Raw genomic sequence first — 18575 nt, forward strand, 5'->3', positions numbered from 1 at the left:
TTGTTGTATTAAACATGATAAATTACATAGGGGGTAAAGAATGAAAAGTTTGAGACTAATAAAAGTAATAGCAAGTTCATTATGTGTAGCTTCGTTATTAGCACTAAATCCAATAGGAGCGAGTGCAGAGTGGAAGAGTGATCCTAGAGGCTGGTGGTATACAGAAGGAAGTTCATGGGCTACAGGCTGGAGGTTAATTAATTCTAAATGGTATTATTTTGATTCTAAAGGTTACATGGCTAAAGATACAACAATTGATGGGTATTATCTAAATGATAGTGGTGCATGGACAGAACTTACAACAAGTGGAGACTTTAAATTTGATAAATCAACTGGAACAATAGTAGAATATACCGGTTCTGATAGCTCAGTCGTGATACCAAATAAAATCGATGGTACTGAGGTAAAACGTATAAGATTTACATCCACATCTACCTGCAAGAATTTAACAAGCATAACAATACCAGATAGTACAACGGGTATAGAATCTATAGTGTGTATGAATTGTAGTAACTTAACACACGTAGATATTCCAAGTAGTATAAAACGTATAGATAGATATGCATTTAATGGATGTAGTAATTTACAAAGTATAACTATTCCAGATAGTGTGAAAATTATAAATGAATACGCCTTTAGTGGGTGTAAGAGTTTAAAAAGCATAATTATTCCAAATAGTGTGGAGTCTATTGGGCCTCAGTCATTTGCTGGATGTAGTGGTTTAACGACTTTAACCATTCCAAATAGTGTAACAAATATGGGGGATGCTATATTTAGGAATTGTATTAATTTAACAAACATAACAATTCCGGATAGCGTAAAAAGCATAGGCTGTAGTGCATTTAGTGGTTGTAGCAGTTTAAGTAGCATAACAATACCAAATGGTATAACAATCATAAATGAGGATGAATTTCAAGGTTGTGGTAGTTTAACAAGCATAGTAATACCAAATGGTGTAACAAGTATACAAAGAAGTGCATTTGAAGGCTGCACAAATTTAACCAGCATAACTATTCCAGATAGTGTAACAAGCATAGCAACGCACCAAAAGATGCCTAATGGCATAGGAATTAATCCATTCTATGATTGTACAAATGCTATATTTTATGTAAAGAGTCAAACATTAAAACAGATTTTAATTAATTCTGGTGTAAGTGCAAGCAAAATCATAGTAAGTGCTTAGCCATAAATAATAAATCAAAAAAATAAATAGTTTTGTAGGGTAGTGCAAAAGCTACTCTATTTTTATAGTTTCTTGTAATCAAAATATTTATAATTTCGACTGGTATATATCTAAGTAAGGTTTTAACTGAGTTTATGGCATAGATATCCAAACCAAAAGATATACTTATACTTTAATTTTTGTGAATCATACTAGAAATTAGATACATGTTTGTGAAAGCGGCATTTGAAATTGAGTTGTGATAGTTCTTAGTTGAAAGTTGTTCCATTTTCTGCTTGTCCTAAACTTGTTTTTGGAGCATGCAGAAATGGGTTCAACCTTCCACTTAGAACTATCCAGCGAAAATTTCATTAGTCCGCTGGAACAAATTTGTATCTAATTTCGGTTTTGCCACACATAAATATAATTTTAAATCTGGATATCTATAACAGAAAATTTTTGTGGTAAAAGCTATTTACAAGATACTACAAAAGTGCTAGTATTTATTATTAATAAGAGCAAAGTGCACGTAACTCTTAATAATTAAATATTCGCAGGCAATGAAAGGGAAAAGTATTATAGAGTACAGTTTTCAGAGAGGAAATGTCACCGACTGTAAGCATTTCTAAATATGACTATGAGAAAAACTACCCTGGAGCTATGGCTTATTAGCAGATTTTGTGAAATGCCATCGGTGAAAATCGTTAAAAATTTTAGAGAAGAATTGAGTTTATTTAATTCAATTTGGGTGGAACCACGGATATTATGCATTCGTCCCAAGGCTTGGGACGGGTGCTTTTTTTGTACAAAAATATATGAATTTAAAAAAGTATGAGACGCAATTTGGAAGAAGTTGTGTTATTGATTATTAATCTATAGATATATCTAATACTATGAAATTTTAAAGAATGTTATAAAATCTTAAAGAAGGAGGTAACAAGTTTATGATAAATATAAAACTTAAAGATGGATCAATAAAAGAAATTGCAGATGAATCTAGTATTTATGATTTAGCAAATTCAATTAGTAAAAACTTAGCTAAAGTCGCAGTAGTGGGGGAAGTAAATGGGACATTAGTAGATTTAAATTATAAATTAAAAAATAATGATGAGGTAAATATTTTAACTTATGATGATGAAAAAGCAGTTGAAGTTATAAGACATTCTACTTCTCATGTTATGGCTCAAGCAGTTAAAATAATTTATAAGGATTCAAAGCTTGCCATAGGACCAGCAATAAACAATGGTTTTTATTATGATTTTGATATTGAAAACTCATTATCCAATGAGGATTTAAATAAAATTGAAGCAGAAATGAATAAAATAATAGATGAAAATCTTAGCTTTGAAAGAATTGATATTTCTAGAGACGAAGCAATAGAATTAATGGAGGAAAAGGGAGAGACATATAAAGTAGAACTTATTAAGGATCTTCCTGAAGCTGAAAAGATATCTTTATATAAACAGGGCGATTATATAGATCTTTGCAGAGGTCCTCATATTCCATCAACAAAGTATATTAAAGCATTTAAATTATTAAGCGTTGCTGGAGCATATTGGAGAGGAAATGAAAAAAATAAGATGCTTCAAAGAGTTTATGGAGTGGCATTTTCTAGTAAGAAAGAATTAGAAGTACATTTGCATAATTTAGAAGAAGCAAAGAAAAGAGATCATAGAAAATTAGGAAAAGAATTAAAATTATTTACTTTTGCAGAAGAAGGTCCAGGATTTCCATTTATGCTTCCTAAAGGAGTAATATTAAAGAATACCCTAATAGATTTTTGGAGAAAATTACATTACGAAGATGGCTATGTTGAAATTGAAACTCCAATAATGCTTAATAAGAAACTATGGGAGACTTCAGGGCATTGGTATCATTATAGAGAAAATATGTATACTTCATCAATTGATGAAGAAGAATTTGCATTAAAGCCGATGAATTGCCCAGGTGGAATGTTAGTCTATAAATCAGAATCACATTCTTATAGAGATTTTCCAATGAGAGTTGGAGAATTAGGACGAGTTCATAGACATGAGCTTTCTGGAGCACTCCATGGTCTTATGAGAGTAAGAGCATTCACACAAGACGATGCACATATATTTATGTTACCAGATCAAATAAAGTCAGAAATAAAAGGCGTTATTAATTTAATTGACAAGGTGTATTCAAAATTCGGATTTAAGTATAATTTAGAACTTTCTACAAGGCCAGAGGATTCAATGGGAAGTGATGAAGAGTGGGAATTAGCAGAAAGCTCATTGAAAGGTGCCTTAGATGAATTAAATCTTGAATATAAAATAAATGAGGGTGACGGAGCTTTTTACGGACCTAAAATAGATTTTCATCTTGAAGATAGCATAGGCAGAACTTGGCAATGTGGAACAATTCAATTAGATTTTCAATTGCCTCAAAGATTTGAGTTAGAGTATGTAGGTAGTGATGGAGAAAAGCATAGACCAATAGTAATCCACAGAGTAGTCTTTGGAAGTATAGAAAGATTTATAGGAATATTAATAGAACATTTTGCTGGAAAATTCCCAACATGGCTTTCTCCAGTTCAAGTAAAAATACTTCCTATATCAAATAAATTTAATAGCTATTCAGAAAAGATTAAGGATAAATTAAGCTCAGAAGGTATAAGAGTTGAAATTGATCAGAAAGATGAAAAGATAGGCTATAAAATAAGAGAAGCTAGAAATGAAAGGGTTCCTTACATTATTATTGTTGGAGAAAAGGAAGAAGCAGAAAATAATATATCATTACGCAGCAGAAGTAATGGAGATGAGGGAACATTAAATTTAGAAGATTTAATAGAAAGAATAAATAATGAAGTTAAAAATAAAACTCTATAATTAAGTAGAGATAATACTAAAATATTAAATTTAAGGAATAATTAAAGTAAACAGCACTTTAATTATTCCTTTTAATATTGTATATAGATAACATCATCGAAATTTAAAATATTATTTTAAATTTCTGCAGTTTTTAATTTATTAAACAAGCAATTATATATTATAATGTTATATATCACTTGATGAAGGAGAAGGAAAATATGTTTTTATTTGGCGGGAATAAATTAAAGGTAAGAAGCGAAGAAGATGAGGATGGAGTTAAAACTTTCGTGGAATACTATGGAATGAAGAAAAGCGATGAATTTAAAGTAAAGGTTTTAAATGAAATGATTGGAGAAAACCTTTGTTTAATAGTTTTAGACTCTAGAATGTTGTATTTTGGAAATCAAGTGGAACATGAGGTGCCAGTTGAAGAAATAATAGAGCATTTAGGAATTTCAAGAATAGCATATAAGAAGTTTGAAATAAAGAAGGTACCAGAAGTATCTATGTTTGGTATTAGCATAAAAAAGGGAACTAAAAAAACTGATAAAGATTATGTAATAGGATTTGTTGTAAATAAGTATAATTTTAAAAGAATTGAAGAATATGTAAATAGAATGAATCTATATTATTTCATAGATAACGCTGGACTTAGTGAAGAGGATTTATTACAGAAGTTGAGTGAAAATTATGAAGAAATTGATGAAATGAGTAAGGAATTTTACTGTGAGATATTTAATAATAATTACATAAGTCAGTTAGTTATTTCATCAGAAAATGAGAACGCTATGGCAATAAAGGAAACGGTTGGCAAGTGCCATTCTGAGTTAAAATAAATAGTTTTACTATAAGAAGAATGTATGCAAATTTTATTATTTATTAATTTGCCAGTGAATTCAACGTCTAATAGAATTAGCAAACATTCTTTTGCCTTGACAACACTATTAGATTATGGAATGATAGTTAGGCGTAATCAAAAAAATAACAAGTCCATCTGCCAAGAAAAGTTCTTTGTTGCAGCATAGCTGCTCTTTTCATAAGTGCCTATTTTCCATTATGCTTCATTAGCAAATTGCACTAATAGACTTGCTATGAGTTCAATCTGTTTTTTCGCTTAATGAAAAATAATCATGGTATTTTGCGCTTGTTATTTTAATTTATATGTCTTAGATGTCGGAAAACTACTAATTGATTAATTATTTTACAAATGAAAAATTAGTTGAGATTAAAAAATGATATAAATATTATCTAGATTAAATATGAAGGAGGTATAGGAATACTTTTTTGATAGAATTATTTCTATGCGTTTTTTTGAAGCTTAACAAATTGCAAGTTTAATTTATATAATAGTAGCATACTGAAAATTTTTTAGAAAAGGTTAATGAGTAGTATGAAGAGAATAAATGAAGCTTTTAGTGATTATGAATCGGCTGGTAGCATAAATACTGCCGTTATACAATCCGTAGTCTTGCGTAAGAAAACTAAAGTTCTGGAAATGGAAATTAGTTCAGATAATTATATTGAGCTAGGAGAAATTGAAAGTTTTAATAGTTTCATAAAAGACAAATTCGGATTAAGTGATTCTAAAATTATTGTAAAGTATAGTGACGAGGTCGAAATAAGACCTATAGAAAAAGAATTAAAAAATATTGTATATTCCCTATCTACAAAGTATCCTGCACTAAAGGCAGCAGTTAACAATAGTGAATATGAGATAGAAGGAAACACTATAAATTTTAATTTTAAAATTCCTGTAGCAGGTTTTCTAAAAACCATGGAATATGATAAGCAAATTAATAAAGCTATAAAACATATGTATGGGAAACATTATAATATCAATTTTATTGATCAAATAGATAGCGAAGAATTGGTGAAAATCGCAGAAGATAAACGTGCTAATGAGATGAAAGTTATTAAAGAAATAAAAATTACTCAAAGCAATAATCCTCCTGAAGTACCTAGAGTTGAAGAAGGTAAGGCAGAAGTAAAAGCTGAGGGCGATGGCAAAAAGGCAAGTAATCCATTCTTGATTTTAGGAAGAAATGCTAATATTAAGGAAAACATAATTAAAATTAATGATATTACACCTGATGAGGGAAGAGTGGCTTTAGAAGGTGAAATATCAAATTTGGAATCAAAAGAATTAAGAAGTGGAAAAATGTTAATTTCTTTTGATTTATATGATGGATCAAATTCGATGACTTGTAAGATTTTTGCAAAACCTAATGAGTATAATGAAGTGTTTTCTAGAATTAAAAAGGCTAAGGGTCTTAGACTTGCTGGAAATGCAGGCTATAGTAATTTCTCTCATGAAGTTGAACTTATTGCTAATACTGTTATTGAAACAAATGGTATAAGGAGATATAAGAGGCAGGATAATTCAGAGGTGAAGAGAGTAGAACTTCACATGCATACTCAAATGAGCCAGATGGATGCCATGTCTAGTGCTAGTGATTTAATTAAGAGAGCTATGAGCTGGGGAATGAAGTCTATTGCTATAACTGATCATGGAGTAGTTCAGTCATTTCCAGAAGCGCACAAATTGCTTGGAAGAGATAATCCAGATATGAAAGTCATATATGGAGTTGAAGCTTACCTAGCTCCAGATAAAAAGCCATCTGTAACAAATGTTAGAGAAGAAAGTATTGATACAGTATACTGTGTTCTTGATTTAGAAACTACAGGTTTTTCTCCTCAGACAGAAAAGATTACTGAAATAGGAGTAATGAAAATTAAGGATGGCAAGGTTATAGATAAGTTCAGTACTTTTGTAAACCCTCAAAAGTCAATTCCTATGAGAGTTGTAGAGGTTACAAAGATAACTGATGATATGGTAAAAAATGCAGAAACTATTGATAAAGTTTTCCCTAAATTGCTTGAATTTATTGAAGGAAGTGTTTTAGTTGCGCATAATGCTGACTTTGATATTGGATTCTTAAAGCATAATGCGAAAGTTTTAGGCTATGAGTTTGATTTTACCTATGTAGATACTTTAGGATTAGCCCAAGATGTATTCCCTGATTATAAATCTTATAAGCTAGGAAGAATTGCTAAGAATCTTGGAATAAAGGTTGAAGTTGCCCATAGAGCTTTAGATGATGTTGATACAACTGTTAAGGTATTTAACATAATGATTGAAAAGCTAAAAGAAAGAGGCGCACAAACACTATCAGATATAGATTTATATGCAGCCGATGAAGAAGCTAAGAAAGTAGCATATAAAAAGGTTAAAACTCACCATGCAATAATACTAGCAAAAAATTACGTGGGATTAAAGAACTTATATAAATTGGTATCATATTCTCATTTAGATTATTTTTATAAAAAGCCACGTATATTAAAGAGCATGTTTAAGAAATATTCTGAAGGTTTAATTATTGGAAGTGCCTGCAGTGAAGGTGAGTTATATCAAGCGATACTTCTTGGAAAACCAGAAGAACAAATTGAGGAAATTGCTAATTTCTATGATTACTTAGAAATTCAGCCTTTAGGAAATAATGATTACTTAGTAAGGCAGGAGCAAGTCCCAAGTAAAGAATATTTAAAAGAAATTAATAAAAAGATTGTAGAGCTTGCAGAAAGATTAGGTAAGCCTGTAGTGGCTACTGGAGATGTTCACTTCTTAGATCCTGAAGATGAAATATACAGACGTATATTAGAAGCAGGACAGGGATTTAAGGATGCAGATAATCAAGCTCCATTATATTTAAGAACTACTGAAGAAATGCTTGATGAATTCTCTTATTTAGGAAGAACAAAAGCTTATGAAGTTGTAGTTACAAATACTAATATAGTAGCAGATATGTGTGAGCAAATAAGCCCTATTTCTCCTGAAAAATGTCCACCACATATAGAAGGCTGTGAGCAGACAATAAAAGATATCGCCTATGAAAAAGCTCATGAACTTTATGGAGATCCACTTCCAGAAATAGTTCAGGCAAGACTTGATAAAGAGCTGGATTCTATTATAAAAAATGGATTCTCAGTAATGTATATCATAGCTCAGAAGCTGGTATGGAAATCAAATGAAGATGGATACTTAGTAGGTTCCAGAGGATCTGTTGGTTCATCCTTCGTTGCAAATATGACTGGTATAACAGAAGTAAATGCGCTTCCACCTCATTATAGATGTCCTAAATGTAAGTATTCTGATTTTGAGGATTATGGAGTTTTAAACGGCTTTGACTTGCCAGATAAAGTATGTCCTGTTTGTGGAGAAAATCTGTATAAAGATGGTATAGATATTCCATTTGAAACATTCCTGGGCTTTAATGGAGATAAAGAGCCGGATATAGATTTAAACTTCTCAGGGGAATATCAGGCAAAGGCCCATAGATATACAGAAGTTATCTTTGGAAAGGGAACAACATTTAAAGCAGGGACTATTGGTACTATAGCAGAAAAAACAGCGTTTGGTTATGTTAAAAAATATTATGAAGAAAAAAATATTACAATAAACAAAGCTGAAACAATAAGAATTTCAGTAGGGTGTACTGGTATAAAGAGAACTACAGGTCAGCATCCAGGAGGAATTATAGTTGTACCAAAGGGAAGAGAAATATTTGAATTCTGCCCTGTACAGCATCCTGCGGATGACCCTAACTCAGATATTATAACAACACATTTTGATTATCACTCTATTGACCAAAATCTATTGAAGCTTGATATACTAGGGCACGATGATCCGACAGTTATAAGAATGCTTCAAGATATAACAGGGGTTGACCCGCATGAGATTCCTATGGATGACAAGGATACTATGTCCTTATTCTTCTCCACAAAGGCTCTTGGGGTAACTCCAAATCAGATAAATTCAGAGGTTGGAACCTTTGGAATTCCTGAGTTTGGTACTAAGTTCGTAAGAGGAATGCTTGTAGATACAAAACCAAAAACTTTTTCAGATTTATTATGTATATCAGGACTTTCACATGGTACAGATGTATGGCTTGGAAATGCTAAGGACTTAATTGATAATGGAGTAATTACCAGCATAAGTGATGCAGTATGTACCAGAGATGATATCATGGTTTACTTAATTAGAAAAGGACTTCCACCTAATACCGCATTTAAAATAATGGAAACTGTTCGTAAAGGTAAAGCCTTAAAAGAACCTAAATTTCCAGAATATGAAGCTATGATGAGAGAACATGATGTACCAGAATGGTATATAGAGTCTTGTAAAAAGATAAAATACATGTTCCCTAAAGCCCATGCAGCAGCTTATGTAATGATGGCATTTAGAATAGCATGGTTTAAAGTTCATATACCTCAGGCTTATTATGCAACATACTTTACTATAAGAGCAAAAGCCTTTGATGCAGAATTTATGATCTTTGGAAAAGAAAAGGTTAAAGCAAAGATGCAGGAAATTCAGGCTCTTGGAAATGAGGCTGGTCCTAAGGATAAGGATATGTATGATGACCTTGAAATAGTTTTGGAAATGTATGAAAGAGGATTTAAATTCCTTCCAATTGATTTATATAAATCTAGTGCTACAAAATTCCAGTTAGAAGAAGATGGAATAAGACCTCCATTAAACAGTATAGCAGGTATGGGAAATGTAGCGGCAGAAGGTATAGCAAGTGCAGCAAAGGAAAAGGAATTTAATTCAGTAGATGATGTAAAGAAACGTTCAAAGATTGGTAATGCTGCCATAGAGCTTCTTAGAAAATTTGATTGTTTAAATGGACTTCCAGAAAGTGATCAAATGAGTTTCTTTGACGCAGTATAGATTATAATTCATACTCAACCGAAAGAGAGAATACTCTGTTTTTCGATTGCTAGAGAATAAAAGCTGATGATTTCTAACATTAGAAGTTGTACCAATTACTGTTTGTTCCCAATATAAAATTGTGACAAACAATAATTGAACAACTTCTAATGAAGAAATCTTACATCTTTATTCTCAATGCAATGCTACAAAAAAGAGTAATCTCTCTTTCTAGTATGGTCTAAATTATAAGTAGAATTTAGATTTTTTGGTGAATTTCTACTTTTATTTTATTAGTATTTTAAAATTTGAACTTAAAAATTTATATAAAAAATAATATGAAAAAACACAGCCTACTGAGTATTGATGTAGGCTGCGTTTTTTAATTATATATTTGCTGTTAACTTAGTTATAATATATTTAAGTAAAATAGATTATTTTCCATTATCTGTTGAGCCAACTTGATTGTTGCCTTTATCACGATTATTCTTGCCTTTCATCTTATCAACATTGCTCTTATCATTCTTATTTCTATTGTATTGAGAAGATCCCATTTTATATCACCACCTTACTTTTTATTTATTATTCGCGGAAAGAGTTTGTGATATTCATATTGAGATTAGTTTTTCGCTCTTTTCGTAAATATTGTGGGCAAATATAAAATTAGATTTTGAGCAAATAATCATTTTCTGTTTTCAAAATGCTCAATTCTAATATAATAATATTTGACATTTATAACTATAATTATATAAACTTAAAACAAATAAGGTTATATACATTATATTTACAATTAGGAGGAATAGATTATGGCAAAACTATTAGATAATGAATATTCAATGGTATCATTTAAGGCTCGTAAAGGAGATAAGGAAGCCAGGAGAAACACAATTATAAATATTATATTAAATATTTTTGTATTAGAAGGTAAAGGTGGCAGTGGTACTAAGGAATTTATGTTTACACTTACAAATAATCATCTATACATAGATGATATTGGGTACGATTTAACTGGTCAGGTAGACATCTACCTCACAGAAAAATTTGATAGAAAAGATATAAAATCTTTTAAGGTTAGAAAAGAAGGCAATAAAGAAATAATCTCTCTTGTAACCACTAATGGCAAAACTGTAACTTATGTAAGGGACAATGAAAACGCTTCAGATTTAGCAACAGAAATGGCTAAACTAATAATTGAAAATGCAGGAAATTAAATAATATTCAATAGTCAAAGGGGGTGCTTAAATAACTCTCTTTTAAATATTGTTATATTTTTCACTATAATACATTAATAGGGCGTAAATCCTTAATAATTATTGATTTATTCATTGCGAGTACGTTTGTCAGTAAAGTTTTCTTCAACTCAACTTTATCAAGTGATTTATCTGGTTCAAGAAATCTATGCCAAAATAAATAATTATCCATATATTTAGTTGATACACCATTAAAGTGAAGATTAATCCACTTTCCAAGCCTTTTATGATATTCATTAACATGTTGCACATGATATAATTTTTCGATTACATATTGTTTTTTAGAAGCATTTACTTGCTTATGCTCTAAACCATTCATTTTTGCAAATGATAAATAATTCTTTGCCGAGTCACTTATTAATAAAGCATTAGGGGCAATATAATTGCCTATGACATTATCTATTTGTGTAGCAGTAATACGCCCCATACCAGCATTTCTACTAATTATGTGACCATTTCTATCCATAGCAACTAAAATACAAACCTGTTCATGGCTTATGCCTCTAAATTTAGATTTACCACCTCTTTTGTTGGGTTTGCGAGTTTTACATTGGTTTTTCCCTTTAAATGACTCTATGAAGAAGGTTTCATCTGACTCAATGATACCAGACAATTGTTCTATATCCATTGAACGTAAAGAATTAAGCACTTTATGTCTCCAATAAAATGCTGTTGAAATACTTATATTAAGAGCCTTTGCGATTTTGGGCAGAGTTGTTCCATCTGATATAAATTGAAAATATTTAGCCCATTTTTGAGGATAATGTGTTCCTGCCATTGGACTACAAGATACATCATTAAAGGTTTTGACACAATCTTTACATTTATAACGTTGTCGGCTACGATATTTTCCATGACCAATAATATGTTCACTTTTACAATGAGGACAAAACGTACCCTTTGAAAAACGTGTTTCTCTAATGGTTTCTATATAATCATTAACTCTATCAGAACTGTTCTTAACAAGAGGATATATCAAGGTGAAAAACATATTTTGAACCACTGGTGATAACTTTTGAAATTCATCAAATAAGGTATTTATATCCATGAAAAATACTCTCCCCATAAATTTAATAGGTCTATTATACCACAGAGAATAATGACCCATAATATTTACGAAAAGAGCCTAGTTTTTAGAATGATATTCACTTCCAGAGCTGGTAAACTCAATAAAGTCATCTGATAGTATGTCGCTTATCAGCCATGTGCTCCCAAGAAATATTTTACTTGAAGATGATACTATTAAACTCACTTCTTTTATAAATTGAGTTTGCAAAACAATTTTATAATAGAAATGGTGGTTTTTATTATTTCTAAAGTGCTTATAAATTTAAATTGATATTTAAGTGAATTGGATTTTTATTACAAGCTATATAGTGCCTAAATATTTTAGGATTGGAAGTTGAGTATATGGATTAAAAAGGTTTTACTATAAATTAAAATAAATAGCAGAATGAAAAGGACACAATAAAAATAGATGTGTGGGAAGTATTTGAAATTGAAGCAAGAATAAATTGGCAAGATAAACATGATGTGGCAAATTTTATTCAAAAAAGTATAGAAAATTGGATATGATGAATAAAGGTATACAATTAATGTTTGCAGTGCCATTATGTGGGGTGCTATAATTACTTAGTATCGATATTATAAATATAGTAAATGGCATAGTTTGTTTTTAGTGCATAACTAATTATGTATTAGCAGATATGCAAACGGAGGGGTAATAATGTTTTGTAAAAATTGTGGAAGTGAAATTTTAGATGGAGATAGGTTTTGTGGATCTTGTGGATGCCAACAATTTGAAAATGATATGCGAAAAGAAACATTCACAACAGCTAAACCAATTGATAGTGGAATAATAAAAGTATTTAAAAATTACTTTATTAAACCAGTATCTTTTTTTAGTGAGTTAAAAGATGAAGAGTTATTAAAATCATCAATTGTTTTACTTTTAGGACTACCTATTATTCAGGGATTATTAAATATTTTATATGTTTCAGCTATTATTAATTCAATATTCAGTATGGTAAAAAAGTTACCTACGATTTTAGCAAGTGCAAAAATAATATCAGAGCAAGAAGCTTTGAAAGCATCACAACAACTTATGATGTCTAATGAAATATTGGATGCTAAAAATAAAATTAATGCATTTATTGACAATAAGGATATATTTATAAATGGCTTTATTCAAGTATTTGTAATAATTATTTTGACAGCTATAATATTAGCAATATTAAATGCAATAGTATTGAAGAGTAAGATAAAACCAACAGATATATTATTTATATCAACTTCATCATACATACCATTAGTAATTTCAATGGCATTAGCAAGTATAGTTACGTTAGTTAGCATTATTTTTGGATTACTTATAATTGGATCAGGGTATATATTATCATTTATTACTTTGTATAGCGGAATAAAACAAATTAGCGAAGAAAAAAATGATAAGGTATTTATAATAATGATAATATTATTCATTTCATGTTCTGCTATATTAGCATTATTTATTACAAGTCAAATAGAATCATCGTTGATATCAACAATTAATATATTTAGTTCTTTTAAAAATATCATTTAAGAATTAAGTATATAAATAATTCAAGGAGTTAGTTTATGAAATATTGTAAAAAATGTGGAAATGAAGTAAGTGATAATATAAAATTTTGTCCAAAGTGTGGAGAGCGTATTAATTCCAATAATGCACCTAATAATATAGTCAATAAAAAAAGAAAGATTGGCTTAAAAATTGCATTAATTAGCGCAATATTAATATTAATATTGATATTTTCAGTATCAGTAGGGGTAACATATATTAAACAAAATGCATCTCATAAAGATAATGCAACTAAAAATATGGAAATATTAAACGTAGATATTGATAAGTACCCTGAAGTAACAGCTTCAATAAAAATTAATAATTATGAAAATAAGATCAATGTTAAAAATATTACAATAAAAGAAAATGATGCATTTCAGAAAGATTTAAAATTATCTGATGGAGTAAATGATAATGAATATACGATATCATACAAGACTTCAGACGAATCTACGAGTAGTGAAAAAAATATTAAAATAGCTTGTACATTAGATAATGATGAAGTTACATCAGAGTATAGTTATACACCACCAGAAAAAAAGCAAACAGTGGATAAAAAATCTAATTCTTCTAATTCGGTTAACACATACGATAATAATGAGATAAAGGTCAAAAACTCAATAGAAGATTATGAAAGTGCATATATAAGAATGATTAACTCAAAGAATATTGACTATATTAAAGGATCAATAGATTTAAGTGGAGGTTTAATAAGTGAGTTTACTTCACTTATTAAAAATTATTCAGAACAGCAAATAGAAGAGGAACTAGTAAGTCATAAGATAGAAGATATAAAAAAAATAAGTAATTCTGAATATCAAGTAACTGTATATGAAAAATATTATATATCATATGGGAAAAATAAAACTTCATCATATACTGATTTTAGAGATACTTATGTGGTTAGATCAACTGCTTCAGATTTTAAAGTATATTCTATAAAAGATGTAGTGCAAATTAGTAGCAAAACAAATCCTTAATATACTTTAAATAATAATTAACACGTAACAATAGAGAGGTGAGAAAATGAAATTTTGTACTAAATGTGGAAATCCAATTGAACCAAACGTTAAGTTTTGCAAAAAATGTGGAAATCCAATTAAAAACTTAGATATAGATAATGAAGATATAAATAAAAGTGAAATTGATTTATCAAAAAAAATAAATAATAATGTAAATAATACTATAGATTTTTCTAAGGAAAATATAACTGAATCTATTACTATACCTGTTAATGAATCATTGCAGAAAAATGAAAATGTTGAGAAAGAAAGAACCATGCATATTAATACTAGAGCAACTGAATACGAAAAATTTGAGCATAACAATGATACAGGTAACAATTCATCAAAAAATGGACATAAGAGAAGTAGAAAACCATTTTTTTCTGGAATGGCACCTAAAATCGCAGCAGCGGTTATATTAATAGTAGCAATTTGCATAGCTGTATTCTTCAATAGAATAGAAGGGGAATACTACATAATGAAAGCTAATGATACATCAATAAGTGCTAATGAAAAATTTCAATATGCTGTTAAGGCTGCAAAGGTATTAAAATCTAATACTACTAAAGACTTATTAAAAGCTAGTATTGTAGAAATTGCTAAGAATGATGTTGAATTAGCAGAAGAAGATTTAAATCAGGTATCAAGCATGATATCACAAGGAGACTATCAAAGTATTGCAATAGGTATAAAGGATAAAAAAATAGACAAGCTTTACAAAGATGGAAAATACCAAGATGCAGTAGCCGAGTTTAGTGAAATAGATAAACTTGGGGGAAACTTTAAAGATAATAAAAATTATGAAGATATTATGTTAAATGTAATTTCAAAAATAACTAATACTCCTCTTGCAAATACAAAAGCCTTACTTATGGAAGATAGGCAAATATGTTTTGATAACTTTGATGATGATCCTTTTGATGAAATAATAGAATTAAAAGGAAATGGAAAATACTCATATAATTCAGGATATAAATTAAATTTATATAAAATAAAAAATGGGCAATATAAATTAGTTGACAGCTTTACAATGGATCATGCATGGAATCAAACAATGCAGGGAACATATAATTATGCTGATAATAAAAAAGGAGTATTTATCGGCTATTCAAATAATTCAAGCAATTCAGGTACAAGTGTTTTTGGAGTTGATAATGAAAAACTGCAATTAAAGGGAACTGTATTGGGGAACAAAGATACAAAGCCTGATGATGTAGATAATGACGGAATATATGAAATTGTATCAAATAGTACAAGCTTGGTGACATCAAATAACAAGGATAATACGAAATGGTACAAAGTATATGAAGATGGAAGAACTCCGACAGAAGTAAATGCAGGTGGGGGAGAAAAAGCTACCCAGAGTTCAAAATCTTCAAATGACTATATTTTAAAAGATAGCGATAAGACATATTTAATGGAAGATGATCTGAAGAATTTAACGAAGGATCAACTTGGGCTTGCAAGAAATGAAATATTTGCACGTCATGGATATGTATTTACTAATGATGAATATAAAAAATATTTTTCATCAAAAAGCTGGTATGTTCCAAATCCAAATTACGATGGAAGTGATTCTACTTTAAATGAATATGAAATAGCTAATTATAAAGTATTACAAGCATGGGAGCAAAAGAAATAGATGAATAAAATTTTATCAGGAGTTTTATCAATTTTAATATTTATAACTTTGTCTGGATGTAATTCAAATATAGAGAAAAAGGAAGTTAATAATACCCAAGAAGTTGAAAAAAGTGATGCTATAGAAACTGAAAATAAAACAGTGGATAATAGTGATGCACCAAAAGAAGATAATGATTCCTCAAATAATGTGGAAGAGCAAACGGTTGTAAATAAAAAAATAGTAGTCATTGATCCAGGACATTCTTCTAATGGAAATAAGGGAATGGAGAAACAGTCTCCAGATTCTGATGTAATGAAAATAAAAGATCCAGGTGGAGCGGAAGGAATTTCTACAAAAACGCCAGAATATATTGTTGCTATGAGTGTATCTAAAAAATTAAAAACTTTGTTAGAACAACATAATGTTACAGTTATAATGACAAAAACACAAGATTCTGAAAGCCCAGGCAATATTGAAAGGGCAGAGGTTGGAAATAATAACAATGCTGATTTAGCTATAAGAATACACTGTGATTCTGCGGATTCTCAAAGTGTTAGGGGAACATCTATGTTAATTCCAGCTCCAATAGGATATGCAAAAGATATTAGTGCAATAAGTAAAGTATATGGTAAAACAATACTGCAAGATTTAGTTTCTACCGTAGGAATGCCTGATAGAGGTGTAGTTGAGAGATCAGATTTAACTGGATTTAATTGGTCAAAAGTTCCTGTGGTACTAGTTGAAATGGGATTTATGTCTAATGAAAAAGAGGATCAGCTTTTGAATGAAGACAGTTACCAAGAAAAACTGGCAGAAGGACTTAGCAAGGGTATATTAGAATCATTGCATTCAAATTAAATTTAGAAACTTAATTGAAAATATATAAATGTTTTTGAGGATTAAGAAAATTCCACGAAACATTTATATATTTTCTTTTTATATAAAATAAATTTATGCATGCAATATTTTGAGAAGTTAATTGTAACTATATTAAATATTTGATCTACCTTTCCATTTGGATTTTCACATCTTCTTCCCGTGGAATCCTTAAATAGCTACTTTTATTTTGTTACCTCATTTTTATCGTAGATGTCTTGAAGTTATACTGGTTAGGGAAAAGCTTAAATTAGTATTTATAGTGACCTATTTCCATGGCTGTATAATATATTTTGCCATAATATTCACTAGGCAATTCATTATTTCTGTATAAAGAATATGCTTCCCTACACAGTTTACTAACACCATCTTTGTTTCCAGTATCTTCATAGGATTTAATCATTTCTTGAATAATTCGATTGCAATATTCTTCTGTATTTTCCATGTTAATCTCCTTGCAAATAATATTATTAATAATGAGTATTTAAATAATCTGCTATTTCTTCGATAAGTTCATTTCCACCTAAATCTAAAGCCATGATTGAGCAGCCAGCCATACGATCCCAAGAGATATTAATTTTTATATTGTTTATAATAATATCTTGAGATTCTTCAAAGATAGGATTTCCACAGAAATCTGATAATTTAATTTCATACTTTCCCTTAAGAAGTTGTATGATTTTATTTATATATAATTCATCATCAAATAAGTCAAAAATATTGAGTCCAGAAGAAGATTTACGAATTCTTCCTACCATGAAATGAACACCTACCTTATATAATATGAGCATAATAAAGGAAATTATATGCAGTATTGTATGATTAATTAGTGGGGGAAAATGTAATTATAGTAAAAATGCAATGGGCTTAATATAAGAAGTTTTGCTGAAGTGAGTAACTTGTATATTTAAATTCTCAATCAAAATTACAAATACTTATTCTAAGTTCTAATAGATATTTAGATACATTTAATTCACAAGCAACTTCATCTAATGTTTTTCCTATTAATATATCTTTAGATATAAATGGAATTTCAAATAAAGATGAGAAAATATATCAGCTTCTTTTTCAAATTTATTAACATTGAAGAAGGTCTTTGTTTTTAGATAAGTGCAGTTATATTTTTTATGAAGGATAGCATGTCCTAATTCGTGCTCACATGTTATTCTCTTACACTCAGGACTAAGATTTTGGTTTATTGTTATAATTCTATTTCTCATTACATATTGATAAATCCCGTTTATTTCAGGATGAAGATCTAGTTCTCTATATGTTATTTTTTCTAATTTACATAATTCATAAACATCTGTAGTGTTATATTTTTTAACTAATTTTGAAAATAATCCCTCAATAAAATGCAAAAAAGCCACCCCCGTAATAGTTACCATAGTAAAGTAGTACAAATACAGAAGGCTTAAAACGCATTCTGTACCTGCTTTGTAATAATTCTAAAGTTATATATGCATAGGAATATCTATAATTTAACCAATATCTTAGATGAAAAGTTCTCATTCTT

Annotated in this window: 14 protein-coding genes and 1 other annotated feature; of the genes, 10 read left to right on the forward strand and 4 right to left on the reverse strand. The window is 29.4% G+C overall.

Features of this window, described 5'->3' with window-relative positions:
• Positions 1–40: 40 nt before the first annotated feature.
• The 6 genes from L1S46_RS06530 (at position 41) to L1S46_RS06555 (ending at position 10917) form a co-directional block, all read left to right on the forward strand.
• The gene (locus L1S46_RS06530) at positions 41–1183 is read left to right on the forward strand and encodes a leucine-rich repeat protein (RefSeq protein WP_238899560.1); all 1143 of its coding nucleotides are present in this window, start codon (positions 41–43) and stop codon (positions 1181–1183) included.
• Between the two features lie 530 nt (positions 1184–1713).
• Positions 1714–1944, forward strand: a binding site (T-box leader).
• Positions 1945–2106: 162 nt separating this feature from the next.
• Entirely contained in the window at positions 2107–4014 is a 1908-nt protein-coding gene (thrS, locus tag L1S46_RS06535) for a threonine--tRNA ligase (protein WP_238899561.1), read from the forward strand.
• Positions 4015–4214: 200 nt separating this feature from the next.
• Positions 4215–4832 carry a hypothetical protein gene (locus L1S46_RS06540; RefSeq protein WP_238899562.1) on the forward strand — a complete coding sequence of 206 codons (618 nt, stop codon included), beginning with the start codon at positions 4215–4217 and terminating at the stop codon, positions 4830–4832.
• 24 nt (positions 4833–4856) lie between these two features.
• Positions 4857–5021, forward strand: coding sequence for a hypothetical protein (locus tag L1S46_RS06545; RefSeq protein WP_238899563.1), 165 nt, complete (start codon positions 4857–4859; stop codon positions 5019–5021).
• A gap of 365 nt (positions 5022–5386) precedes the next feature.
• Entirely contained in the window at positions 5387–9727 is a 4341-nt protein-coding gene (polC, locus tag L1S46_RS06550; protein WP_238899564.1) for a DNA polymerase III subunit alpha, read from the forward strand.
• A 785-nt stretch (positions 9728–10512) separates the two neighbouring features.
• Complete coding sequence (locus L1S46_RS06555; RefSeq protein ID WP_238899565.1) at positions 10513–10917, forward strand: hypothetical protein; 405 nt, start codon at positions 10513–10515, stop codon at positions 10915–10917.
• 64 nt (positions 10918–10981) lie between these two features.
• Here the strand turns inward: L1S46_RS06555 and L1S46_RS06560 are convergent, their stop codons facing one another.
• A complete protein-coding gene (locus L1S46_RS06560; protein WP_238899566.1) occupies positions 10982–12004 on the reverse strand; it encodes an IS1595 family transposase in 1023 nt (340 codons plus the stop codon).
• A gap of 678 nt (positions 12005–12682) precedes the next feature.
• Between L1S46_RS06560 and L1S46_RS06565 the strand changes: the two genes are divergently transcribed.
• The 4 genes from L1S46_RS06565 to L1S46_RS06580 are packed head-to-tail and all read left to right on the forward strand — an operon-like array spanning position 12683 to position 17041.
• Positions 12683–13537, forward strand: a complete 855-nt coding sequence (locus tag L1S46_RS06565; protein ID WP_238899567.1) for a zinc ribbon domain-containing protein — start codon at positions 12683–12685, stop codon at positions 13535–13537.
• Positions 13538–13572: 35 nt separating this feature from the next.
• A complete protein-coding gene (locus L1S46_RS06570) occupies positions 13573–14535 on the forward strand; it encodes a zinc ribbon domain-containing protein (RefSeq protein WP_238899568.1) in 963 nt (320 codons plus the stop codon).
• 46 nt (positions 14536–14581) lie between these two features.
• Positions 14582–16201 (forward strand): YARHG domain-containing protein, encoded by a 1620-nt coding sequence (locus tag L1S46_RS06575; protein ID WP_238899569.1) that lies wholly within the window; start codon positions 14582–14584, stop codon positions 16199–16201.
• Positions 16202–17041 (forward strand): N-acetylmuramoyl-L-alanine amidase, encoded by an 840-nt coding sequence (locus L1S46_RS06580; protein ID WP_238899570.1) that lies wholly within the window; start codon positions 16202–16204, stop codon positions 17039–17041.
• Between the two features lie 268 nt (positions 17042–17309).
• On the opposite strand, the gene L1S46_RS06585 is transcribed toward L1S46_RS06580, so the two are convergent.
• From L1S46_RS06585 to L1S46_RS06595, 3 genes are all read right to left on the reverse strand, one after another.
• Positions 17310–17504, reverse strand: a complete 195-nt coding sequence (locus tag L1S46_RS06585; protein WP_105411050.1) for a hypothetical protein — start codon at positions 17502–17504, stop codon at positions 17310–17312.
• A gap of 25 nt (positions 17505–17529) precedes the next feature.
• The gene (locus L1S46_RS06590; RefSeq protein ID WP_238899571.1) at positions 17530–17817 is read right to left on the reverse strand and encodes a hypothetical protein; all 288 of its coding nucleotides are present in this window, start codon (positions 17815–17817) and stop codon (positions 17530–17532) included.
• 246 nt (positions 17818–18063) lie between these two features.
• Positions 18064–18420: an ImmA/IrrE family metallo-endopeptidase gene (locus L1S46_RS06595; RefSeq protein ID WP_238899572.1), complete on the reverse strand. Its 357-nt coding sequence runs from the start codon at positions 18418–18420 to the stop codon at positions 18064–18066.
• Positions 18421–18575 lie beyond the last annotated feature (155 nt).

The organism is Clostridium sp. YIM B02500, from assembly GCF_022324665.1.
GTDB classification, from domain to species: domain Bacteria; phylum Bacillota; class Clostridia; order Clostridiales; family Clostridiaceae; genus Clostridium; species Clostridium beijerinckii.

What these genes read in the sequence shown, in the direction of transcription:
- L1S46_RS06530 (WP_238899560.1), top strand. Translation starts at nt 41, where the DNA reads ATGAAAAGTTTGAGACTAATAAAAGTAATAGCAAGTTCATTATGTGTA.
- thrS (WP_238899561.1), top strand. Translation starts at nt 2,107, where the DNA reads ATGATAAATATAAAACTTAAAGATGGATCAATAAAAGAAATTGCAGAT.
- L1S46_RS06540 (WP_238899562.1), top strand. Translation starts at nt 4,215, where the DNA reads ATGTTTTTATTTGGCGGGAATAAATTAAAGGTAAGAAGCGAAGAAGAT.
- L1S46_RS06545 (WP_238899563.1), top strand. Translation starts at nt 4,857, where the DNA reads ATGCAAATTTTATTATTTATTAATTTGCCAGTGAATTCAACGTCTAAT.
- polC (WP_238899564.1), top strand. Translation starts at nt 5,387, where the DNA reads ATGAAGAGAATAAATGAAGCTTTTAGTGATTATGAATCGGCTGGTAGC.
- L1S46_RS06555 (WP_238899565.1), top strand. Translation starts at nt 10,513, where the DNA reads ATGGCAAAACTATTAGATAATGAATATTCAATGGTATCATTTAAGGCT.
- L1S46_RS06560 (WP_238899566.1), bottom strand. Translation starts at nt 12,004, where the DNA reads ATGGATATAAATACCTTATTTGATGAATTTCAAAAGTTATCACCAGTG.
- L1S46_RS06565 (WP_238899567.1), top strand. Translation starts at nt 12,683, where the DNA reads ATGTTTTGTAAAAATTGTGGAAGTGAAATTTTAGATGGAGATAGGTTT.
- L1S46_RS06570 (WP_238899568.1), top strand. Translation starts at nt 13,573, where the DNA reads ATGAAATATTGTAAAAAATGTGGAAATGAAGTAAGTGATAATATAAAA.
- L1S46_RS06575 (WP_238899569.1), top strand. Translation starts at nt 14,582, where the DNA reads ATGAAATTTTGTACTAAATGTGGAAATCCAATTGAACCAAACGTTAAG.
- L1S46_RS06580 (WP_238899570.1), top strand. Translation starts at nt 16,202, where the DNA reads ATGAATAAAATTTTATCAGGAGTTTTATCAATTTTAATATTTATAACT.
- L1S46_RS06585 (WP_105411050.1), bottom strand. Translation starts at nt 17,504, where the DNA reads ATGGAAAATACAGAAGAATATTGCAATCGAATTATTCAAGAAATGATT.
- L1S46_RS06590 (WP_238899571.1), bottom strand. Translation starts at nt 17,817, where the DNA reads ATGGTAGGAAGAATTCGTAAATCTTCTTCTGGACTCAATATTTTTGAC.